The sequence below is a fragment of the Enterococcus sp. 4E1_DIV0656 genome, from assembly GCF_002140695.1.
Taxonomy (GTDB): Bacteria; Bacillota; Bacilli; order Lactobacillales; family Enterococcaceae; genus Enterococcus_D; species Enterococcus_D entomosocium.
This window is the reverse complement of the sequence record NZ_NGLF01000001.1, coordinates 1,547,895-1,569,848: the sequence shown is the minus strand read 5'-3', so window position 1 is coordinate 1,569,848 and position 21,954 is coordinate 1,547,895. Positions and strand designations below refer to the sequence as shown.

Annotated in this window: 19 protein-coding genes and 1 pseudogene; 5 read left to right on the top strand and 15 right to left on the bottom strand. The window is 39.5% G+C overall.

The window, feature by feature from the left end:
* Positions 1–143: 143 nt before the first annotated feature.
* From A5882_RS07460 to A5882_RS07450, 3 genes are read right to left on the bottom strand one after another with little or no spacing between them, the layout of a single operon-like run.
* Entirely contained in the window at positions 144–1,406 is a 1,263-nt protein-coding gene (locus A5882_RS07460; RefSeq protein WP_005232072.1) for a PTS sugar transporter subunit IIC, read from the bottom strand.
* A 14-nt stretch (positions 1,407–1,420) separates the two neighbouring features.
* Positions 1,421–2,146, bottom strand: coding sequence for a glucosamine-6-phosphate deaminase (locus A5882_RS07455; RefSeq protein ID WP_086372610.1), 726 nt, complete (start codon positions 2,144–2,146; stop codon positions 1,421–1,423).
* A 2-nt stretch (positions 2,147–2,148) separates the two neighbouring features.
* Positions 2,149–3,474: a 6-phospho-beta-glucosidase gene (locus A5882_RS07450; protein ID WP_016619912.1), complete on the bottom strand. Its 1,326-nt coding sequence runs from the start codon at positions 3,472–3,474 to the stop codon at positions 2,149–2,151.
* 145 nt (positions 3,475–3,619) lie between these two features.
* Here A5882_RS07450 and A5882_RS07445 point away from each other — a divergent pair, with 145 nt between their 5' ends.
* On the top strand, positions 3,620–4,372 hold the full coding sequence (locus A5882_RS07445; protein WP_005232077.1) for a MurR/RpiR family transcriptional regulator: 753 nt from the start codon (positions 3,620–3,622) through the stop codon (positions 4,370–4,372).
* A 205-nt stretch (positions 4,373–4,577) separates the two neighbouring features.
* On the opposite strand, the gene A5882_RS07440 is transcribed toward A5882_RS07445, so the two are convergent.
* Both A5882_RS07440 and A5882_RS07435 read right to left on the bottom strand, forming a co-directional pair.
* Entirely contained in the window at positions 4,578–5,906 is a 1,329-nt protein-coding gene (locus A5882_RS07440) for a PTS sugar transporter subunit IIC (RefSeq protein ID WP_016611335.1), read from the bottom strand.
* 145 nt (positions 5,907–6,051) lie between these two features.
* A complete protein-coding gene (locus A5882_RS07435) occupies positions 6,052–6,765 on the bottom strand; it encodes a GntR family transcriptional regulator (protein WP_086372609.1) in 714 nt (237 codons plus the stop codon).
* Between the two features lie 167 nt (positions 6,766–6,932).
* On the opposite strand from A5882_RS07435, the gene A5882_RS07430 reads away from it, so the two are divergent.
* Positions 6,933–8,357, top strand: a complete 1,425-nt coding sequence (locus tag A5882_RS07430; protein ID WP_086372608.1) for a glycoside hydrolase family 1 protein — start codon at positions 6,933–6,935, stop codon at positions 8,355–8,357.
* Positions 8,358–8,875: 518 nt separating this feature from the next.
* Here A5882_RS07430 and A5882_RS07420 read toward each other — a convergent pair.
* Positions 8,876–9,020, bottom strand: a pseudogene (locus A5882_RS07420) (putative holin-like toxin).
* Positions 9,021–9,348: 328 nt separating this feature from the next.
* Between A5882_RS07420 and A5882_RS07415 the strand changes: the two are divergent.
* Both A5882_RS07415 and A5882_RS07410 read left to right on the top strand, forming a co-directional pair.
* A complete protein-coding gene (locus A5882_RS07415; RefSeq protein WP_086372606.1) occupies positions 9,349–10,182 on the top strand; it encodes an AraC family transcriptional regulator in 834 nt (277 codons plus the stop codon).
* Positions 10,175–10,594, top strand: coding sequence for a DUF2000 domain-containing protein (locus A5882_RS07410; protein ID WP_086372605.1), 420 nt, complete (start codon positions 10,175–10,177; stop codon positions 10,592–10,594). Before A5882_RS07415 ends, A5882_RS07410 begins: the two co-directional genes overlap by 8 nt.
* Positions 10,595–10,789: 195 nt before the next feature.
* Here A5882_RS07410 and A5882_RS07405 read toward each other — a convergent pair whose 3' ends face one another.
* The 3 genes from A5882_RS07405 to A5882_RS07395 form a co-directional block, all read right to left on the bottom strand.
* Entirely contained in the window at positions 10,790–11,332 is a 543-nt protein-coding gene (locus A5882_RS07405; protein WP_016611343.1) for a DUF3267 domain-containing protein, read from the bottom strand.
* A gap of 58 nt (positions 11,333–11,390) precedes the next feature.
* Positions 11,391–11,708 carry a hypothetical protein gene (locus A5882_RS07400; RefSeq protein ID WP_086372604.1) on the bottom strand — a complete coding sequence of 106 codons (318 nt, stop codon included), beginning with the start codon at positions 11,706–11,708 and terminating at the stop codon, positions 11,391–11,393.
* A gap of 459 nt (positions 11,709–12,167) precedes the next feature.
* Positions 12,168–13,292: a GGDEF domain-containing protein gene (locus A5882_RS07395; RefSeq protein WP_223273077.1), complete on the bottom strand. Its 1,125-nt coding sequence runs from the start codon at positions 13,290–13,292 to the stop codon at positions 12,168–12,170.
* A gap of 136 nt (positions 13,293–13,428) precedes the next feature.
* Here A5882_RS07395 and A5882_RS07390 point away from each other — a divergent pair, with 136 nt between their 5' ends.
* Positions 13,429–14,172, top strand: a complete 744-nt coding sequence (locus tag A5882_RS07390) for an EAL domain-containing protein (RefSeq protein ID WP_061053741.1) — start codon at positions 13,429–13,431, stop codon at positions 14,170–14,172.
* A gap of 373 nt (positions 14,173–14,545) precedes the next feature.
* Here A5882_RS07390 and A5882_RS07385 read toward each other — a convergent pair whose 3' ends face one another.
* The 6 genes from A5882_RS07385 to A5882_RS07360 form a co-directional block, all read right to left on the bottom strand.
* A complete protein-coding gene (locus A5882_RS07385; protein ID WP_016611346.1) occupies positions 14,546–14,893 on the bottom strand; it encodes a hypothetical protein in 348 nt (115 codons plus the stop codon).
* Positions 14,894–15,018: 125 nt separating this feature from the next.
* Positions 15,019–15,414, bottom strand: a complete 396-nt coding sequence (locus tag A5882_RS07380) for a hypothetical protein (RefSeq protein ID WP_061053740.1) — start codon at positions 15,412–15,414, stop codon at positions 15,019–15,021.
* Between the two features lie 173 nt (positions 15,415–15,587).
* The gene (locus A5882_RS07375) at positions 15,588–15,917 is read right to left on the bottom strand and encodes an LPXTG cell wall anchor domain-containing protein (protein ID WP_008377889.1); all 330 of its coding nucleotides are present in this window, start codon (positions 15,915–15,917) and stop codon (positions 15,588–15,590) included.
* Positions 15,918–15,951: 34 nt separating this feature from the next.
* Positions 15,952–16,515, bottom strand: a complete 564-nt coding sequence (locus A5882_RS07370; RefSeq protein ID WP_008377887.1) for a hypothetical protein — start codon at positions 16,513–16,515, stop codon at positions 15,952–15,954.
* Between the two features lie 25 nt (positions 16,516–16,540).
* Positions 16,541–17,059, bottom strand: a complete 519-nt coding sequence (locus tag A5882_RS07365; RefSeq protein WP_034871937.1) for a hypothetical protein — start codon at positions 17,057–17,059, stop codon at positions 16,541–16,543.
* A 39-nt stretch (positions 17,060–17,098) separates the two neighbouring features.
* The gene (locus A5882_RS07360) at positions 17,099–21,676 is read right to left on the bottom strand and encodes a hypothetical protein (protein WP_086299088.1); all 4,578 of its coding nucleotides are present in this window, start codon (positions 21,674–21,676) and stop codon (positions 17,099–17,101) included.
* Positions 21,677–21,954 lie beyond the last annotated feature (278 nt).

The following is a 21,954-nucleotide window of genomic DNA, read 5'->3' as shown; positions in this document are numbered from 1 at the left end:
AATGATGCTATTTGTTGTTTTATTATTGAAACTATCAGAATCATTAAAAGCAATCGTCATTTTTCCAATATACTTTTTTAAAGTTATTTTCTGATACCTAAAAGACTTATCTTAATGACTGATGGAAAATAAGCTTTTTCTATCTACTCACTTATACTAACAGGAATCGTTGTTCCCGTTTCTTGCGCCTCTGCGGTTTCATTTTTCACTTGCTGCTTTTCCAATATTTTGAAAAATGGCATATAAATAAAATATGAAATGAAAATCGATACAAAAGACCAAACGGCTGCTCCAATACTACCATTAGTAGCTAAATAAGGACCAATAATAGGAGGAATAGTCCATGGAACTTGAATAACAATCGGTCCTACTATACCAATATTCATTAAGATATACGTACCGATACATAGGACCATAGGCGTTGCTATAAACGGAATAAGCATTACAGGATTCATCACAATAGGCAAACCAAAAATAACCGGTTCATTGATACAAAAAATAGCTGACGGCAAAGATAATCGTCCAATCGACTTATACATCTTACTTCTGGAATGGAGCATATTTAACACTAGACCGAGTGTTGCTCCAGTTCCGCCTAAACACATAAAGACAATCCAAAATCCATCGGCAAAAACATGAGGTACTTCTGCACCACTTTGAAAAGCTGCCGTATTATCAGCAAGATAACTTAGGAAAACAGGGGTCGCAATTCCAGACAAAACATTGTCTCCGTGGATTCCACATATCCATAGCAAACAAACGAGAAGTGTGTATAACAGCATGCCTGGGAGTGTTCCCATCCCTTGCATTAAAGGTTGGAAAACAATAGTAATGATTTCATTGATATCAACCCCTAATAAAGTTCTGACGATCCATATAACGGTCAGAATAAATGCCCCTGGGATTAACGTTGCAAAAGAAGTTGCTACAGTGGGCGGCACACCTTCTGGCATTTTTATTACAATATTATGAGTGACAAACCATTTAAAAGCATGAGTGACAAATACCCCAACAATGATCGCGGTAAACATACCACTAGCACCAAAATTAGCCAAATTTATCGTCCAGTCATCGTTTAATGTTGCTAGAAGAAAGCCGATAGTTGTGAGCATCGAATTAGAAATAGCATCAACACCAAACTCTTTTCCTAAATGATAGCCTATGCCAATTGCAGATATCAGTCCAAGGATTCCGAACGTAACATTGACTGGTGCATTCAACTGCGGCCCCCAATTTGACACAAAATCCATCCATGACTGTATTGGAAAGTTACCAATGATTAGGAAGATACTTCCAACAATAGTAAAAGGAATCGTCATGGAAATCCCATTTCTTATAGCAACTAAGTGTTTACTATTGCCTATTTTCAGCAATATAGGCAATACCTTGTTCTCAATGACCTGCATCTTTTTTCCTCCTTTTAGTTCACGACTTCCTTATCAACCACCAATACAGGATCTTTGTGCAACCATAGAGAAGTAACTGGACACTCTTTTGTAATCGTACCGCATAGAAACTGTTGTATCGCAGATTTCTTTTTTGCTCCACTAGCTTGTACGATCATTGTTCCAGATTGTAATAATTGTCCTATCCCTAACGTAATTCCTTTCGTACGATCAACTTTCTCGTCTGAAAAATATTTTTTCCCAACACTTTGGGTTGATTCGTCTAAGTTCACTATATGAGCTTTATCTTCGAAGGACGAACCAGGCTCATTAAAACCTAAGTGACCATTTTCTCCAACCCCAAGCAAACTCAGTGTTAATCCTCCATTCTCCTCGATAAATTTATCAGCTTTTTTGCATTCCTCATTTAAATCATCGGCTAAAGGATCAAATGTGTGAAGTTGCTTTAGGTCAATAGGAACCCGATTGAATAAGTTTCTTTTTAAATAGGATAGACAACTGCCTTCATTTTTCGGATCGATTCCAACCCATTCATCTAGTTCAATAAACTTTGCCTGGGATAAATCTATTTCTTTGTTGATTGCTGCTTCTGCAATGATGTTAAGCGTTCCTACGGGTGTATCACCACCTGCAAAGCAATATAACCCATTTGGCTTTTCTTCTAAGACATCTAAAATGAGTTTTGCACAGATCTTACTGACTTCTTGGTAATTTGCCTCAACATAGTATTTTACTTTCATTGTCATTCTCCTTTAAAAAAATTCGGCAGATATTCTTTGTGTGCTAAAAGCATTTCATCAAGTAGTTGCTTTGCTGTCCTATCACTTGGAACTAAGGGATTGATCGTCATCGCTAATAAAGCAGTGTTATAGTCTCCCGTAACAGCTGCTTGGGCCGCTATACGTTCAAAAGACTTAATTTGTTGAACTAGTCCTTTGATAGGAATAGGTAATTCACCTGTAGTCAAAGGGATCGGTCCTTGTTTTGTAATCAAACAATTTACTTCAACCGCTGAATCACAATCGATATCACTGATGGCACCATTATTTCTTGTATTGACCGTTTGAATATCACGTTTGTCATTATAGATGGAATTAATTAAATTACATGCTGCTTCACTATAATAAGCGCCCCCACGTTCTGACAATTGAGGTGGTTTGATTGCTAGATGTTCATCTTTATAAAGTTCAAACAACTCATGCTCGATTTTCTGCACAACTTCTGCACGAGTTCCTTCTTTCTCTGCTGATCGTTTTTGCTCAGACAACATAGTAGCTGTTTGATAGTAATACCTTAAATAGCCGATGGGAATCATGCCAAGTGTTCGGAAAAAATTTGGTTCCCATTCTAAATCAGCAATGTTTTTCAGACCAACTGCATCGCCAGTATCTTGCGTCATCAATGTAAGTACTTTTTGGGTCACATCAATCCCTTTATGATAAATCTTTTTCGCAAAAACCATATGATTTAGCCCAGTAAATTCAACATATAATTCTTCTTTGGGTACTTTTAATGTTTCTGCAATGCCACGTTCTATTCCAATTGGTCCATTACACAAACCTACTACTCTACGCATATTGCTATGGCGTAAGACAGCTTCTGTCACCATGCCAGCTGGATTAGTGAAGTTGATCAGCCATGCTTCTGGGCAAAGGCGCTCCATATCTTTCACTATTTCTAAGATAACAGGAATCGTGCGTAATCCTTTAAAAAGCCCTCCTGGACCATTCGTTTCTTGTCCAATCGTGTCATATGTTAAAGGAATTCTCTCGTCTTTCGCTCGCGCTTCCAAAAGACCTACACGAAATTGCGTCGTAACGAAGTCCGCATCCTTTAATGCCGCTTCACGATCAAGAGTCATATAAATTTTCATTGGAAGGTTCGCTTTTTTTACCATACGTTTAGCAAGTTCCCCAACTATTTCTAATTTCTCTCTTCCTTGTTCAATATCCACAAGCCATAATTCTGAAATCGGTAATTCAGCATATCGTTTAATAAATCCTTCTATCAATTCTGGTGTATAACTTGATCCACCGCCAATTGTTGCAATTTTTATTCCTTTATCCATCCTGAAACACTCCTTTAACTTAACTACATGGTCAGTATAGATTATTTTTATCCCCTTAAATACCGCTTTTAAGTAAACGGTTACAAAAACAGACGATTGACACCGGTTACAATCCTGTTACAATTTGTAACAGGAGGGGATTACTATGTTGTTTCTTGACTATCAACCAGACTTAAATGAAACGGATATTGAGGTATATAAAGCAATTATTTCAGAGGTAAATGCAGTTGCTTCCATGAGTATTCGAGAATTAGCTGAGAAAAGTCATACGAGTACTGCCAGCGTATTACGCTTTTGTAAAAAATTTCGCTGTACCGGTTTTTCTGAATTTAAAATTTACCTTAGTGCGTATCTCGAATCTCTTAAAGAAGAAAAAGAGGTAAAAACACTTGATTTTGAGAGTGAACTCTTGAATTTTTTAGCACGGACACAAGACAAATTCTTTGAAGATAAATTTGATGAGGCAGTTCACTTATTGATGGAAAAAGAGCTGATTATTTTTATTGGCGTAGGCTCCTCAAATGTTGTTGCTGAATATGGTTCTCTTTATTTCTCGTCACTATTTAACATGGCGATTCGCATTGAAGATCCTAGTAATTATCCTATTAATTACCTATCCACTGAGTTAGCAAAAAAAATGTGTATCGTCGCTTTATCCGTTTCCGGCGAGACCACAGAAATCATTCAATATTTAAATCATTTGAATCTATCAGAAAGCTCAGTAATAGGAATTACCAGCAGCTCTAATTCAACACTTTCTAAATTAGCTGATATTTCAATAACCTATAATATTTCGCTAGAAAAAATTAATGAAGCTGATATTACAACCCAGATACCGGCAATGTATATTATTGAAAAGTTAGCCAAAACCGTGAGAAATAGAATGGAAACTCAATAGATTTGTATAAAAAAATTCTTGCTAATAAATTCTTCAGGTAATTCTTTCCGTCTAAACACAAGTTCACCGACCGATATTTCCACAAAAAAAGAGACTCACATACATCTATGTGGTCTCTTTTTGTTATATAGATTTGTTCAGTTTATTTGTTTCACTTCCCTTTGGTTTGAGACGACTTCAAAAAATCTTGTGAAGTTTCCTCTTCTCAATCATTTGACTCTTCATTTCCTATTGTTGAGGTAACTTTTTCATCGATACGTAAAAATGGTAAGTAGATAAAAACACTCACAGCAATGATCGCAATTTGTAAGACTGATGCTCGCCAATCGCCACCAGTTGCTAAAAATCCAGATATGACGGGAGGAGTGGTCCAAGGTATCTGCACGACTACATGATTGATCAAACCAACAGCTGTCGCAAAATATGCAACTGTTAGGGAAAAAATCGGTGCCAATACAAATGGAATAATCAAACTAATATTGAAAACAATTGGTAAACCAAAAATGATTGGTTCACTGATATTAAAAAGTGCTGGAGTTACGGATAATTTTGCAAAGTCTTTGTAATCTTTACGACGACTAAAGATAAAAATAGCAATTAGCAAAGCAATAGTATTTCCTGACCCTCCCATAACAGCAAACGTATCTTTAAATGCCATGTTTATGATATGTGGAATATCTTCCCTATTCGCATAAGCAGCCATATTCTCTTGCATATTTTGAATCAAGAACGGATCGAGAAGTGAACCTGATATCACTGCTTGATGAATTCCAAACCCAAAAAAGAGATTTGCAATTGAGGTAATTAAGAGGAACCCTGGTAAACCTGTCGTTACCCTACTTAAAGGCCCAGTGATTAGAGTAGTAATCAACGAATTAACATCCATATTGAATAATTGATTGACAGCAAATGAACCAATTGCGAAGGTAGTCACGGTAATCATGATCGGAATAAGGACGTTAAAAGACTTCAACACAGCTGGAGGGATATTTCCTGACAATTGAATTTGTAACTTTTTATTATTAGATAACTTAATAAAGAGTTCCGTAGCAGCTAAGCCCACAAAAATTCCAACGAACATTCCTGACGCACCAGTATGAGTGACAGGAATAACCCCACCTACTTCCAGCGCTTCTTGACTTCCTTCTGGTGTAAACATCGTCATCATAGGGGTGAGAACAATAAACGTTGAAATAGCGACTAGAACAGCAGCAATATGATTTGTATAATTTCTGCTAACACACATATGATAAGAAACTGCCGCAACAACTAATAGTGTCGTTATACTTAGCGTTCCATTACTGATGGAAGTCCCGATCTCTTGAATCGTCGTTAATGTTGCTGGATCAATAATATTTCCCATAAATCCTGTTGGCTCTAAAATAACATAGTTGATCAATGTAACAAATCCCGCCAACATCATAAAAGGCATAAAAGTGGCGAAAGCATCCCTTAGTGTTCGAAGATGAATCTGGTTCCCTAACCTTGTGGCTATTATTCCGAACTTTTCAAAAATAGCATCTTTTTTACTCATAATTCCAATCAGTCTCCTTTTTTAGTTGTAAGCGATTGCTTATGGGATGATCATACACCAGCTCCCCTAAAAAGTAAATATCTTTATTCAAAATTATATATCTTTTTTGAAAGTCAAAAAAAAGACCAACGAAATTCGTTAGTCTTCACTTCTCAACAAAAACTGCTTCAAAAATAAAATCTTTGTATAAATGTCTCGAAAGAGAATATTCAAACGGTATACCAGAAGACAATGACACCACTTTGTCTACCTCTATCATAAACTCGCCTGGTTTTACAGAAAGAATTTCCGCATCGAAATCATTTGCCACATCCCCTTTGATCCAAATATGGGAAGATTTAATCTCTAGACCAAGCTCATTTGTAATGTAGCCATATACAGAACGTTTCAAATGCTTTGGTTCTAACCCCGGTATAACAGAAAGCGGCATAAACGTTTGCTCAATAGAATAAGGCTGTTCATCAATAAAACGACTTCTAATAATATTATAGACATACTCTTTTTGATTTATTTCTAAAATTTCTGCAACTTCATTCGATGGCAACTCAATTGAGAACGTATGGATTTCAGAAGTCACATGTTCTTCCCCTACTAAATCAAAAAGACCTTCATTTGGTCCAAACACTTTCGAATTATCAATTGGTCTGCGTAGAACTTCCGTTCCAAATCCACTACGTGTTCGTAAAACTCCCTCTGATACTAGCATATCAATACCTTTCTTCACAGTGAGCTTACTTGTTTGATACTCATACGCAAGTTCATCGCCCGTAGGTAATTTTTCACCGATTTGATAGGTTCCATTGGCAATTTTTTTCTTTACCTCCGTATAAACCTCCATATATTTTGGCTGTTTCTTCATAACTTACTCCCTCATACTCATCTCTATTACTTATACTTTAACATAAAAATTGTCTTTTTACAGCTAAAACCATACCCACCATAAAAAGATATATATTTTTAATAAAAAGTATTTATTTATATCAAAAGCAATGTTACACTGTTAAAAACGAACAGGAGGAAACGATAATGTCAATACATACTCAGTTAACATTTCCAGATGACTTTTGGTGGGGATCCGCTTGGTCAGCAGAACAATCTGAAGGGCGTGGAGAAACAGGAAAAGCAGAGACCGTATGGGATCGGTGGTTTCACGAAGAACCTCATCGTTTTTATAAACGAATTGGACCTAGTATTACGACAGACCATATCCATCGTTACCACGAAGATATTCAATTGATGAAACAAACCGGGCACAATTCATTTCGGGTGTCTATCTCATGGGCACGAATGTTTCCAAATGATGGGGTTGGTAAAGCGAACGAGAAAGCGATAGCCTATTATCGAGATCTTTTTACCGAAATGAAAAATAATAATATCAAAGTTTTTGCGAATCTCTATCATTTTGACATGCCAGCAAAATTACAAGATAAAGGGGGATGGGAATCACGTGAAGTTGTTGAAGCTTATGTAAATTTTGCTGATACCTGTTTTCTAGCGTTTGGCGACTTAGTTTATCATTGGTTCACCTTTAACGAACCTTTGGGGCCAATCTTGGGCTCTTATTTAGAAGATTTTCACTATCCAAATCTCATTGATTTTAAACGTGGTGCTCAAGCAGCGTTCTTTACCATATTAGCCCATGCAAAAGCCATTCAAACTTTTAAAAAATACCAGCTATCTAGCAAAATCGGAGTAATTCTCAATTTGAGTCCGACTTTCCCAAGAAGCCAAAATTCAGCAGATAAAAAAGCAGCAGAAATTGCGGATCTTTTTTATACTCGTAGTTTCTTAGATCCCATGGTCAAAGGAGTATTTCCAGAAAAACTAGTCTCTTTGCTGGAAGAATATGACCAATTACCCGTTGATTTCAATGACACAGACCTAAAAATTATTGAAGAGAATACCGCGCAGATACTTGGTCTAAACTACTATGAACCACGCCGTGTCAAAGCAAGAACTTCTGCCGTTAATTTAGAAAGTCCATTCTTACCAGAATGGTTCTTTGAACCGCATATTATGCCTGGTCGTCGAATGAATGAATATCGTGGATGGGAAATCTATGAAAAAGGAATTTATGATTTATGTATGGACATCAAAAATAACTATGGAAATATTGAATCCTTTATCTCAGAAAACGGTATGGGTGTTGCTAATGAAGAACGGTTCATGGATGAAAATGGACAGGTGATTGATGACTATCGCATTGAATTTATCCAGGATCATCTCGCCTATTTATGGAAAGCAATTCAAGATGGCTGTAATATAAAAGGGTATCATCTATGGACATTCATTGATTGTTGGTCATGGATCAATGCATATAAAAACCGCTACGGCTTAGTTTCTTTAGATTTAGCCACACAGAAACGTACAATAAAGAAAAGTGGCTTGTTTTACAAGGAACTAAGTAAGCAAAACGGTTTTTCCTACGATCTCGAGCGATTGGTAGATTAGCATTCACGAATATGATCGATAGTGATCTGTATAGAAGAAATCTGTTGCCACAACTCCTCTCTAGCACCTTTTAAGAAGGTGACAGGGTTTTATTAGTAAAAAAATAACCGTTTCCTTGCTAAAGTCGACGGTTATTTTTTTGTTATTTTTCACTGTGGCTAGGATATGAAAGAGCAGCACGGCAATAAATGTACCAGAATTTATCTGGAACTTATTAGCCGCTAGTTTCGATAATAATGCTTCCCTTTTCTTTAAACATTGCATTCGTTTTTAGATGTTCGAACACTTTTCAAAAATGACTACATCGAACACCTTATTCCAATTGAGAATAAGGTTTTGCCTATGTCGCTTATCGATTTTGTTTGAAAATATCCTTGTTAAAGTTGAAAAATCACTCTCTTCTTGCTATACTAACTATGTAAAGAGGAGTTGTTGCCACAACCCCTCTGCAGCGCCATTTAAGACGGCGACAGGTTTTTTAACTTAAAAGATAACCGTTTCCCTGTTAAAGTCGACGGTTATTTTTTTTTGTCATTTTTCACTGCGGCTAGGATACCAAAGATCAGCATGGCGGTAAATGTACCAAAACTGATCATTAGCCCGATTGCTTCCGCTGTGGACAAAAAGGCTTCTCCTTTCTGAAGAGTTAGTACTTACATTCATAAGCACCACCACCTTTCAAAGATAGCCACCGTCACAAACTTTACTGCAGTCAAATGGTACCATACTTCCATCAATAAAACTTTCAAATACCAAGGATTTATCGTTATTTTTTTCACGGTGCATGGTCTATTTGCTTTGATTCATTCCATAGAATCGTCAAAATATACTGCTGTTCTTTCTTCAAGGCTGATCCGCTCTTTCCCGACATTCTCCAGTCCCTTTTCTCAGTCCCAATCAAGGGCCTTCCATCAAGAAAAATAGTCAAAAGTCAATATCATTCTATTCACCAAAAACCACTTTTGTTATAGTAACAAAAAGGAGAATGCAGATGAGAAATGAACGAAAAATCATTCAAGATAGCACCCTTGGTGTAGAGGCTTTATTATTTAACGGCATCCAGCAGGAGTTTCCCAACCATTGGCACGAATATTATGTGATTGGCTTGATGGAAGCTGGGACGCGTCAATTCACCTGTCAAAATACCTGCTATATCGTTGAAGCAGGCGACTTGATTTTGATTCCGCCAAAGGCTGCCCACCGCTGCCAGCAACTCACAGAGGAAAAGCTGGTTTACCGCAATATCCACTTAACCCCGGAGAACATGGCGGTACAAGTACAAAAAATTTTTAACACTCAATTGACGCCGCACTTTCCTGAACCGGTCATTCGCCAAGTGAAAGAAAAAGAGGAATTTCATGCAGTGCACCAGCTGTTGCTGTCGGATCGCGGCGATGAGTTTGAAAAACAAGAACGCTTTACTTGTCTCCTTCACGACCTGCTTGTTCAGTATGCGGATTTCACCCACGAACAAACAGATCCGGTTTCAAATAAAGCCGCAGCGGCAAAAGCCTATATCGATCAACATTATGCCGAAAAATTGTCCTTGAGTGAATTAAGTGACGGTCTTGGAATGAATCAGTACGTCTTGATTCGGCAATTTACCAAAGCGTATGGGCTGTCGCCGTTTCAATATTTAAGTACGGTGCGCATCAGTGCTGCCAAGAAAAGACTGGAAGCACAAGAAGCAATTGCAGAAGTCGCTTTTCTGACAGGTTTTAGTGACCAAAGTCATTTTACCCGTATCTTTAAAAGCTTGATTGGGGTCACCCCCAAAGCTTACCAAACAATTTACCAAGAAGATGGGGTGAGAACGTATGAATAACCAAGAAAAATGTGTCATGATTATCGATGAACAATTACCGATTGGCTTAGTTGCAAATACTGCAGCAATTTTAGGCGCAACCTTAGGCAAATTGTTTCCCGAAGGAATCGGAGAAGATATTTACGATTCGACGGGCAGAAAACACCTTGGCATTGTCAACTTTCCCATTCCTATCTTAAAAACGAACAAGGAACAGTTGCAGACCATTCGTGAATCGATCAGTCAGCAAGCTGATCCAGAAGTAACCATCATTGATTTTTCCGACGTTGCTCAGATCACCAATTCTTACGAGCAATACCGTCAGACGCTTGAGACGATTCCCACAGAAACACTGGCTTATTTTGGTCTTTGTTTAAAAGGCAAGAAAAAGAGTATCAATAAAGTCGCTGGTAGTTTGCCGTTGTATCGGTAAAGCGCTAGTAAGAAAACGGTCGTTTAAAACAAATTTTCTTTTTGTCGGCCGAACAGTCTTCTTGTTATATACGTTATTCATAAACAGTCCTACAAAAAAACAAACACTTTTGAGGTGTTTGTTTTTTTTGTAAGAGATTTTCTAGCATACATTTTCTTGCTCTTTGATTTTGCCAAGATCAATTGAAAAAATAAACTACTCTCCTTGATAAATATTCAACCCCACTTCAGTATCTTCTACACAACTGTTCGCTGGTGCTTTAACAATCAGAAAAAGAAAGTAAAAGTCTCCCACACAAGAAGCGGCATGTGCGGCAGCAATCAAGGTGAAAAGAGATGCCGTCAACCAGCCAAATAAATAAAATAGAAAGAGACCCACAGAAATGCCAAGGAATGGCGCCAATAAAATGATGGCAAATTTCCCTTTTGAATAAAAGGAATGGGGACTCGTGGCATACGCTACCCCATTTTTGAACCCAAACTTTACCTTCCCTTTAGGGTCAAAAAGCTTGAAGAAGGCACCATGGATCAATTCATGAATAATGATGAGAATAAAATAAGCAACCATTAAGAGCAAAAGATCGAAAATAAACGAAGTTTCAGCATTTGACCCATGACCACCTAAGACAAAGAGTGTAAAGAACACATAGAAAAAAATAAAACTAGGGATCGCCGCGAGATTCAATCTCTTTATTGTTTTTTTATCATCCATTAAATTAATTTGTTTGAGTAATTTCATCGCTGTTCTCCTTTTCTTTTCGACATTCTTCTTAGTACTTAATTTCTATGAATTCCCTTTACCCAACCAACAAGAGCAGCAAACACAAAACCAGTGCCGTTAAAACGAAGAGGAAATTGATCGTTTCTGGCGCACCTTCGATCCTTCTCTTTAATGGCGGAGGACGAAAACTTGGATTCATGCTTTTCGTTTGGTAGTCCACGCTGCTTGATAAAAAGCTGTCGGAAGGGATCATAAACACCAAAAGAACGCCATAAATAATGGATGCAGGAATCAGGAGTGAGCATTTGGCTAAGTAGCCAATCAGTAGACTCACGATCAAAGGAATAGCTACGTATAAAGCACCTTGGTACAGTGTTCGCCGAATTGGTTTCATAGGGAAGTCTCCTTAGTCAGTCTTCGTTACACACAGGAAAAAAATAATTTTATTTACTTATCAAATAAATATACCATTGCTTTCTAAGGGTGTAAACACGCAGAAAACCAATTCGATGCTGCCAAGTGCGGCTACCCAATGCTTGGTGCAAAAAAAGAAGTGGTTTCTTCCCACTTCTTAAAAAGCACTCTCCTTGCCTTTCTATCCTCGCTTAACCTCTCAAGATAATCGGAAACCGTTTAGTAAACCGTTATACTTACCAGATTGCTTCCCCTCTTCCTTTTGAAAAAGCTACGACGCTGGACAAAGAAGCCTGCGAACATTGTCTCTTTATTAAAACTTCTTCTGAAAAGCATTCGTCTAAAAAAATCATACGGCCTTGTCTTTCCTTTTGGTTTCCTACAACACCCAATCTACTTGAGAAAAGACTGCAGAACCTTCTTTAGAAAAGCAAGCGTCTCAAGAAAATATGATCGTGCGGTTTCTGCCCTTCCTTTTGGCTTCGTACAATGCTTGATCCGCTTGATAAAAGATTTCTGAAATGTCTAACGTAGGACCTGCTTCTGAAATCCCTGCTGAAAAGTAAAGGGTCAGTTGTGTTCCCTCTAGTTTCAACTGTTCATTACTTAAGAACAAATGAAATTCTTCAATAATTTTTTTCACTGACACGGAAGTATTCTCTTTAAATAGGACTAAAAATTCTTCGCCACCATACCGATAGACTTCGATTAAATGGGAAGGACTTTTTTGATAGAGAAATGTCGTCAGTTTATCCGAAAAGAAGGTTAAGGCTTGATTGCCGATTTGATGTCCATGGTGATCATTGATCTGCTTAAAATGATCTAAATCCATCATCACCACGACCAGCTGATCCTTCTCGTTTATCACCAATTTTGAAATATCTTCGTTCAAACTACGGAAATTTTTTACCTTCGTCAACTCATCATAATTGCGCTCAATGATCTTCGTATTGATTTTTTCGAGAAAGTTTTTTTGATTCTGCAGATAATACTTCCATAAAGAAACGATTGCCACTGATCCAATCCCTAAAGTGACAGCATCCCAAAGACCAACTTCACGGCGATGAAAAAGCAATGCATTGACCATCGGCGAGACAACCGTAACCACAATCGAAAATAGATAAAAGACAGTATGATTTGTCTGTCCGTAAAATCTTTTCTTTAATAAGCAAGTAATGATTAAAATGATGTAATTTAATCCGATAATAAAGAGCATGGCTCCCCATTCGAATTTATTGATCAATGCAAAAAAAGTTAGCAAGATGACGGGGACCAGCCCAATCAGATATATTTTTTCTTTGAGGATACCAAAATAATAAATAAAGATTGGAATCGTATATTCATACGCAACATAACCGATACTGTTCAAAGAAAATGATATAATAAAGTAGACTTGCGAAATGAACAGAACGACACCGATAAGAATTTTAAATGACAAGCGTAAATTCAATTCTTTGAAGTTCTTGATAAACAGATCATACGAAATGAGCAAGCTTACAACTAAAACAGAATAGATCGCAGCATAAATCAGATGGACAAACACACTATTCCTTCTTTCTTTCATAGATTTTTCTTTAAAATCCTTCGCCCATGATTTTGAAAGGCTCGATTCTTTAACAATGCAGGTAAAGAACTCGATCTTCCTTTCCTGCACTTCATGAAACCAAAAATAAAACTACCCCAGAAAGGAGCAGAAACCAATGTCTGAGAAAATAGAACAAGAACTCTTATCGATATTTCCTCAATTATATTTTGATGCCCAGCCTATCTTTCAAATGAAAGCAGATAGTCAGAAAGTGATTGGCTACGAATTATTATTGAGAAGTACCGAAAGAAATAGGTTTCCCCTTTCCTTCTTCCAGCAAGTGATCAAATACAAAAAGCTACACACTCGCTTACTGCAATGGTACCGAAATGAAATTTTCAGCTTACTTCACCCGAATGAAGAAACAAAAATCAGTCTTAATATCCACCCGCAACAACTCAGCTACCCAGAAACCTTTCTGATGTTAGCTGACTTAGCACCCTACCATGATCGTATTTTGATTGAGATCACCGAAGACGATACGGAACCTTCTATCGCCTGTGATCCCAAGTCTTTTCTTATGAACAAAATCAACCAAATAAAAAAGATGCGCTTTTCTGTCGCATTGGATGATGTAGGGACAGGCATTCATTCACTGACAAATATTGCACCGATGCTGGATAAAATCGATGTGATCAAATTTTCGCCTATCTCGTTGCGAGTGCTGTCCCAAAAGGAGATTTTCTTTTTGATCGACTTCTGGCGAAATATCGCCAGCAATCGTAAAATCCAATTTATTGTCGAAGGGGTCGAAACCTCGGATATCCATGAGTACTTGCTTGAAGAAGAGATTTTTCTTCAACAAGGGTTTTATTTGGACAAACCTTCCCCAGCTAATCAATTAATGCGAAAAAAATAGCCATCGCGTCGTTTATTTTTCTCACTATACGCGATTAAAAATAAACGAATATTAAAAAAATGAACAGATGCCCTTCAAATATAACACAAATAATTTTATTTGCAGAATTTTTACTGATTCGGCATCGTTTTAACGGTGATTTTACATGAGAGGGAGTAGAAACCAAAGCAAAGACCTTTTTCAGATAGATGAATAGACAAAAAGCATTCAAGAAACCAATTCCTGAATGCTTTTTGTCTATTCACCCTTTTTTTCGATACAAACCTTCTATTTCAATCGCTCACCTTTACTAATTGCAGAAACATTAAAAATACTCATCACTTCTTACCAAATCGTTTTGCTAGAAGTGATTCCGGCTATTCCCCTCCTTGATTTATCTCACGTTGAAAACCAGAGAATGCTTCGTTTCCATACCTAGATTGTAACCGCACAATTCTTTCAGATAAAAGCGATAATCTTTTTCGACGATTCGGATGATCTCGTCATCGGAAAAATCGTCAAATCGCATCATTTCTGTGACTAAAACCAGTTTGGCATCGATTCCCAGAATATCTGGGGTGATCGCCCAAAATGTTTCTGGAGAAATCCCTGCTACCAATTGATCAAGTAACGTTAATTGCTTTTCTACATAAGAGGCTAAGGCACCATTTTCACGATTGGAATCCGTAAATTTCTTTTGAAATCCATCAAGATATTCTATCTTTGAAGTAAATACAGTCAAGCTTCTTTGCTCCTTTCTTTGAGGGGAACAAGCCCCCTTATTTTCTTCCTAAGTCTCAGCCTATTCTTTCTCGTTATCTATTCACTACTTTTTCTAGCTACTGAAAAAACACCAAGGTCCAGTAGTCAATGAAGAATATCCAGCAACCCTCTGACCAGCTGCTTGTAATGCTCTTTTTGATCCTTCGCCTCATCTTCTGCCTTGATTGAAAGACTTTGCTCAATTGCTTCTTGAGGCATCAACAAATGGGTGTTCAAATTTGAGATGTACGAGACGCATTCTTCCAACAACTGATACTCTTTTTGTAGGACACTAGGTACTTTATACGTACGAAAAATGAACAAATAGCGAGCATTCGCTTTTATTTCTTCTATGTGATTATTTTCTAATAAGTAACGCATCTTATCTATTTGTTCCCCTTGGGGATAGGGGCTAGAATCTGCAGTCAGCAGATGATAATAGTAGCCAATATATTCACTATTTATGATGGTTCTTTCAAACGCTTCTTTCCTGATCTTCATCTTCTGTATCCTTTCAAAACTATCACTGACCTCACTTATACAGCGTTTGTGGTATCACTAAGGACTGCTTACCTTTTTGATTCATTTTTTATCCGCTCTACTCTTTCATTAAAAAAGAGAAACTGTAAGTTTTCCTCACAGTTTCTCCTTTACGCTTCTAGCGATGACGATAGTTAAGGAGCGACGCTTTCACCGTGCTTCTTTTTTCTTGTCGCTGCAATGACAAACAGTACTAAGAGTGCATACCCAAGGATGATCAAACGAGTGGTGTTTGAAGAACCTGTTTGCGGTAATTTCCCTTGTCCGATTTGAGAAGCATCTGCGACGATCGTTTTCTTATTGTCATCGTCTGCTTCTTCCTCTTCCTTCGCTGTTTCACCAATTCGACCAGTCACAGTGACCTGCCCTGTTGTCGCCTCTGCGACAACGGTTTCTGATAGATCCCAGACAGTCAGAGCCAGTAATGCAGCGATGAAAAAAATGATTCTTTTTCGTTTTTTCATACGATAGATCCCTTCTTTACTGGGATTTCAGTTTTTAGTCTTCCTCTACATCCGGCGCAAAACTCAAGACCAATTTGAAACTTGGGTTTGATTCTTCTGATGCATTGACAGGTGTTGCTTCACCAGTGAACGCAAACGTCCCTTCATTCGTTCCTTGGTTGCCTTCAAGGGTAAACAATTCTGTTTCTGTTACAGTTGGTGTGCCGTTTTCAAACAACTCAATCCCGTTTACGTTTAACAAGTCTACTTCAGACATATTCAATGGTGTATCAACACCTGCAACAGAAGCGATCACACCAACTGCTGAGTTATTTGTCACCGTGTACGTAGGCGAAACGATCTCTGTATGACTTGACGCTTCTGTCGTATAGAACAAAGCAGTCGTTGGAATCGTTACATTGATCCATTGGTTCAAATCATCGGGATTTGGTCCAGGTGTTGTATTATCGAATTCACCGATGATCCCGTTTACTTGGACATCTCCTGACGTATCGCCTTCACGTCCGTCAATAGTTTGTGTCGCAAAAGCGGTGGTGCCGCTTGCGATTACTCCTGCGATCGTTGCTGTACTTAGAATAGCTGCTACAAATTTTTTCATTTTTATTTCCTCACTTTTCCTTTTTTTAATTCTTAACGATAATCGTTAATTCAGCTTCAGTGACCCCTTGTTTTTCTTTGCTTTCAGGGTCATAAATATTGATGGTGGCTTTGGCAGGATACTCGCCTTTTGCCAATGGTGTCGCCAAGGCGACATTTTCAACAAATTGATTTGGATAGATCGCACCGGAAGAATAGATGACTTCCCCGCTCGACAGTAAAGAGATATCCACGGCGATTGGGTACACATTGGTGCCTGGATTAACGATTTCGATGGATCCCGTGCTTTGACCATCTTCAAAAATGGCTTCTGGATTGATTTGCAGGGTGAAATAATTCGCATCTGCAATTTCCTGCGCCCGTTCAGATAATCGCTGATCGGTGGCATCGCCAGATTCAGGCAAAAGGTCTGCACTGATCAACGGAACTGCTTCTTTTGATTGATAGAAATAGTACCCGAGTCCACCGGCAAGTACTGCCAATAGCAACAACCACCAGAGCCATTTCCGTCGTTTTTTGTTTTCGGTTTGATTCGTTTGCTCCAATGGATTCACCTCCTTCACATTTGGTACGATCTTTTTTTCTTAGTCTCGTGGAACAAAGCGTAAGACGATGCGATAATTCGGTACAAGCAAGTCTTCATAATACCCGCCTTGATCGGCTTCTGAATCAACGACCCACTGGGGATAGTCCCCATAGAAATCCCCCGTTAAAGAAATCGGCACGCGGCTTCTTTCTTCTAAGCGAACCAAGTGTTGTTCTTCCATCGCTTCATAGAGTTGAATCTGGGTTTCTTCCGTTTTTAGGTTCAATCGCAACAGCGGGGTTGAGATATCGTCATAAGTAAGGGTTGGGTCTTCCTCTTCGCTTTCACTTTCAGCGTAATCGAGGGGATCTTCTCCCTCTTCTAACAAGACGATTCCGGCAGGATCATCGATCGCCAATTGATTGATATAGGTATCCACAGCAAGTGGCGATTGATTGCGGATCTCATACGCTTGGCTTTCAAAATTACGATTCGATTCCGCCGTATTGTACAAGGATTCAAAGACCATTTTGGTCGGGATCGTCACTCGCATATGCTCCAGTTTCGATGTCACATCGATACCGATGGTCATCTGGTAGGCTTTATTCCCCACCTCAAGAACAGCGAAGTAACTGCCGTCTTCGTCCACTTCTCGTGTAAGATCCGTTTCTACGATGCGAAAGTCATCCGTCATATCCGCTTCCGTCAACACATTTACGGCTTGCGCGCGACTTTCTTGAAGGATCAAAGCATCTAATTCTTCTTGCGTGCTTAATTCATTAATTTTATAGCGATCTAAAGTGATATTGTATGCTTCAAAATTCACACCTTTAATCACGGTTTGACGAGCGGTCACATCGACATAGGTCTCAATCGAAGGTTTCGATAAGAAAATCGACACTTCTGTCTCTGTTTCCAATCGCTCATTTTCTCTTAAGGGAATGCGGAAATAGCGATACAGCTGATTTTCATCCCGATAGTCGCCCCATTCGATTCGTTCAGAGTTTTTGTCCAATTCGACGATTTCTCCATCGGTATTTGTATAGGAGATCAAGGTGACATCGGTATCCTCGTACATGGAACCAGTGATTTCAGTCGACTGATCACTCAATGCATCGATTCGGGCAATGAGGCCTTCTGGTTCTGAAAAACGAATCTTATTGAAGTTATTCTTAGCAATCACTTGGTAAATGTCCGTTTGTTTTTCCAGACTTTCCAAAGAACCCTCTAATTGCTCGCCACTCAGTAATCTGGAACGCGCTTCGCCATTTCCTGTGCCGCCATAAGGGAATGTATTCCCCCCATTTCGATTGATTCGCATCGTTCCGGAAATATTGATAAATTCTTCTGTTGGTTCATCTAAAGAAGCATTTTCCCAAACTGCTAATTTTTGACTCGCAACATTGATTCTCAAACCGTTCGCAACCGTATTTTGTGCAGATCGGATCAAACGCTGCAATTGCGCATTGGCTTGACCAGTTCTTGTCGTAGGATGACTAATTTCAAACAAATTCACATTGTTTATATTCAATCGTGCATTGGCAAGTCTGAAATAAAGAACTTCAGATTTATTTCTTATGGTTTCCAATACAACCGTAGAATCTTCTCCTGCCGAAAATGAATTCCGCACATTGACTAACGGGCGATTGATAAATTCCGCCGATGTTCCCATGCCTGTCCGATTATCGGTCATGGAAAAATTAGCTCTGGCCCCTACTGTGATATTCGCAAATGAATTCGAATGATTGCTTGAGGCATTGCCTCCCGCCTGAGTATTTAAACCTCTCGCAACACCTTTAAATGTTGCCTCATCATTGAGAATGAAATTAGAGGAAGTCGTTACTCTAAAGATTCCTCCAGATTGATCCACGTCGAGGGTAGCCCCTTTACCAATCCGAACAAATGAATTACTAGCAGTCAACCAAATAAATCGGGAATCTGAAGTCGTTCGATCTCTTCTTGACGTCATGGTAGCATTGTCTTGCAACTCCACTCTTTGTGATACTCGGATTCTGGAATAATTTTGACTTGTTGCTGAATTTTGAATCGCCGTCGTTGTTGGCTCTGTCAAATGTACTTCAGCATGTTGCGCAAGCGTAACTGAACGAACAGTGGTGTTTCCTGTCATTCCTCTAGCAGCGTTTATTCTCGTATAGGAATTTTCGCCGAATAACAGATCTGTTGTTCCGACTCCCTGTAGAAATCGTCCACCAGTATCAACTTCGACTTTACTTCCTTCTTCCATCGTAAATTTCGAATTCGCCAAGGTTAAACGAAAAACGGCTCGTGCAGCTTGTCGCGTTGTATGATTGACCGTTACTTCCGCTTCACGACCTAGTTTGATTTCTTCTCTAAACCGGAAAAAATCAACATTTGCATTGCTTCGTCCAGAAACGGTGATTTCGGAGTGATCGCCCACATGCAACCGGCGAATGGTTGAAGAAGCAGCAGATGAGGTACCACCGGTAAAGCCTTGTGCGGTTTGTAGGCTGATCGTATTTGCTTCACCAATATAGATATCTGTTGTGCTGCGACCAGTCACCAATGGTCCTACTTGATTGAGGGTGATGGTTGCATTTGCTTCTGACAAAAATTGTGAAGCCGTCGACGTTGAACCCAGTGCAATGAAAGGATTGGCTGCTGATGATGTGCGAGAATAATTGATCGCTGCTTTTTCTCCTAGGAAGAAACGTCGTTGCACGGAAAAAGAATTGGCTGCTGTGCTCGTTGAATGCTCAGCAACATTGATTTCAGCCCCTTCAAGCAGCTCAAATTGATCGACCATCGTTCCAGCGGTAAAACCATTCCCTAATACGCCCGTTAGTTTTGAGTATTTCCCTAAAGTGACATGGGACAAACTTGCGTTGACAAACGCCCCTCGCTGGTTCACGGCTATTTCAGAATAGTCACCAATGGTGATTTTCCCGTTGCTTGATGCTAAGCCGATGACGACATTCGATGTACTTGCTGAAGAGGTCGTTCGCGTTCTCGGCACGTCAATTGTTGTATGACTTCCGATTTGAACCGAAGACGTTGCGAAAAAGGTTCGATACGCTTGACCAACAGTGGCATTACTAGGTTCACTTATGGTTATATCCACCTGATCACCAATCGCAATACTGTTGACTGCTACGTTGCCATTAAACCCGTTGCTATGCTGATTGTTCATTTTCACGTGGTCTTGAATCACTATCGTGGTACTAGCCAAACCCGTAAACATCGGTCCATGCTGCGATATTCGCGTTTGTGTATTCTCCCCAAAATCGATGGAGGAATTTGCACTTTGGAGCTGGATAAAAGCTCCGGTCGTTGTGCCCGTCCGCGTTCCTTCAATAATGGTAGGTTGGTCCGCGGTACTATTTTCAACGATGAAGCGGTGTCCGACATTGATGGCGGGCGTCCCGCTGACCGTCCCGTACTCAGATAGTTTTAACTGACTCCCTGCTTGTAACCTTACTTCGCCTAGCGTGCTGGTGGAATTACCAGAAAGCCCCTGTCCCGTGCCAACATCTAGTGTTGCCCCGGTTGCTAGCGTCAACCGACTATCTTGATTGGCATTTGGTAGGGAAACCATTGCGCCAGATTGGCGAATCGTGGTCATACTTCCTTGACCAAAATCAAGGCTTGCTGCGGTACCTGTCATGTGAAAGACAGTGCCAGTATTGCTGTTGGTACTTCGGGTGACAGAAATTTCAGCTTGGCTAGCGACTGCTACTTGATTCATTTCAAAGATTGGTGTGGCATTTGATGAGCGATGATTGATCGTCAATTGGCCTTCGACCAAGAGTCCTTCAGCCGTGAATAACGTTGGAATGGAAGACGTCGCTGTCGTCACCACATTGGTTCCTTTGAAATGAAGATGTGCTTGGTTGTTATTCACCACGCGTCCTGCGGTAGTGGTCAGCTCCAGTTGGGTATCTTCAAAGGTAATCGTTGAAGCCCCAGTTGTTTGAGCCAGCCCTTGCGCCGACTGAATGCCTTGTTGTTGCACCCCTCGCCAAGTCAGTTGAACAGGTGCCGCAAACTGCATCAGGTTCTCTGCCGCCGTCTGCGAAACGATCACAGGTGTATCTTGACTACGAAAAGTAACGTCTGCCCGTTGGATACCACTGATTGGCTCAGTTAATGCCAAGTTGTTGGCAAAAGTAAGCACCAAGGATTGATCATTGGCGATTTCTTCGTAATGATACTCCGTGCCATCTTCATCGGTGAAGGATTCCCCAAGTAAAATTGCCCGCAATTGCGCCTCACTTGCTACAGTCAATGCGACCGCTGAAGCTTCAGCATCAAACCTTTCGACTTGCTCATTCTCAGCTTCTGTTTCCGCTTCATCTTCTGAGCTATCTGGCGTTTCTGCTTCGGGCAGTGCTTCATTTTCCTCTGCTTCTTCTTGGCTAGCTGTCGTGGAATCATCCGTGGCTTCCGAAGAAGATTGTTCTTCACTGCTTTCTTCGGTTGTTTCTTGGTCTTCCGATCGATCAGCAGAATTAGTGGTTTCCTCAGTTGAGGAGTGTTGCGTCTCTTCAGAAAGTGACTCTGTTTCTGCATAAGCAACTTGCTGGAACGCCAGCGTCGTGTTGACCGCCGTGCTGCTTAGTAGGAATACTGCAGAAAACAATGTAAGTAGTTTCATCATATCCTCCTTTCTTCAAGTCTTTGGTGCGTCAAGAAGGTTGAAGCTAAGAAACAGCCTCCTCCTTTTCACACAAAGTTGTCTCAATATTCTTCGTTTTTGGGGGAACGACAAAAAAAGACATTTGGACGAATCAAATGTCTGAAGAAAGTTGTTAGATTGGGTTTTTGTAAAATAATATCTACATACGAGTTCCGATTTCTTAAAAACGAAGGTTATTGAGACGAAAAAAACTGTAAGTGTATCACGCGTGGTCCTTACTAAACTAAGAATAGCGTGGT

What these genes read in the sequence shown, in the direction of transcription:
- A5882_RS07360 (WP_086299088.1), bottom strand. Translation starts at nt 21,676, where the DNA reads ATGATGAAACTACTTACATTGTTTTCTGCAGTATTCCTACTAAGCAGC.
- A5882_RS07460 (WP_005232072.1), bottom strand. Translation starts at nt 1,406, where the DNA reads ATGCAGGTCATTGAGAACAAGGTATTGCCTATATTGCTGAAAATAGGC.
- A5882_RS07410 (WP_086372605.1), top strand. Translation starts at nt 10,175, where the DNA reads ATGAATAACCAAGAAAAATGTGTCATGATTATCGATGAACAATTACCG.
- A5882_RS07430 (WP_086372608.1), top strand. Translation starts at nt 6,933, where the DNA reads ATGTCAATACATACTCAGTTAACATTTCCAGATGACTTTTGGTGGGGA.
- A5882_RS07400 (WP_086372604.1), bottom strand. Translation starts at nt 11,708, where the DNA reads ATGAAACCAATTCGGCGAACACTGTACCAAGGTGCTTTATACGTAGCT.
- A5882_RS07375 (WP_008377889.1), bottom strand. Translation starts at nt 15,917, where the DNA reads ATGAAAAAACGAAAAAGAATCATTTTTTTCATCGCTGCATTACTGGCT.
- A5882_RS07440 (WP_016611335.1), bottom strand. Translation starts at nt 5,906, where the DNA reads ATGAGTAAAAAAGATGCTATTTTTGAAAAGTTCGGAATAATAGCCACA.
- A5882_RS07415 (WP_086372606.1), top strand. Translation starts at nt 9,349, where the DNA reads ATGAGAAATGAACGAAAAATCATTCAAGATAGCACCCTTGGTGTAGAG.
- A5882_RS07450 (WP_016619912.1), bottom strand. Translation starts at nt 3,474, where the DNA reads ATGGATAAAGGAATAAAAATTGCAACAATTGGCGGTGGATCAAGTTAT.
- A5882_RS07370 (WP_008377887.1), bottom strand. Translation starts at nt 16,515, where the DNA reads ATGAAAAAATTTGTAGCAGCTATTCTAAGTACAGCAACGATCGCAGGA.
- A5882_RS07405 (WP_016611343.1), bottom strand. Translation starts at nt 11,332, where the DNA reads ATGAAATTACTCAAACAAATTAATTTAATGGATGATAAAAAAACAATA.
- A5882_RS07445 (WP_005232077.1), top strand. Translation starts at nt 3,620, where the DNA reads ATGTTGTTTCTTGACTATCAACCAGACTTAAATGAAACGGATATTGAG.
- A5882_RS07435 (WP_086372609.1), bottom strand. Translation starts at nt 6,765, where the DNA reads ATGAAGAAACAGCCAAAATATATGGAGGTTTATACGGAGGTAAAGAAA.
- A5882_RS07380 (WP_061053740.1), bottom strand. Translation starts at nt 15,414, where the DNA reads ATGAAGATCAGGAAAGAAGCGTTTGAAAGAACCATCATAAATAGTGAA.
- A5882_RS07390 (WP_061053741.1), top strand. Translation starts at nt 13,429, where the DNA reads ATGTCTGAGAAAATAGAACAAGAACTCTTATCGATATTTCCTCAATTA.
- A5882_RS07455 (WP_086372610.1), bottom strand. Translation starts at nt 2,146, where the DNA reads ATGAAAGTAAAATACTATGTTGAGGCAAATTACCAAGAAGTCAGTAAG.
- A5882_RS07395 (WP_223273077.1), bottom strand. Translation starts at nt 13,292, where the DNA reads ATGAAAGAAAGAAGGAATAGTGTGTTTGTCCATCTGATTTATGCTGCG.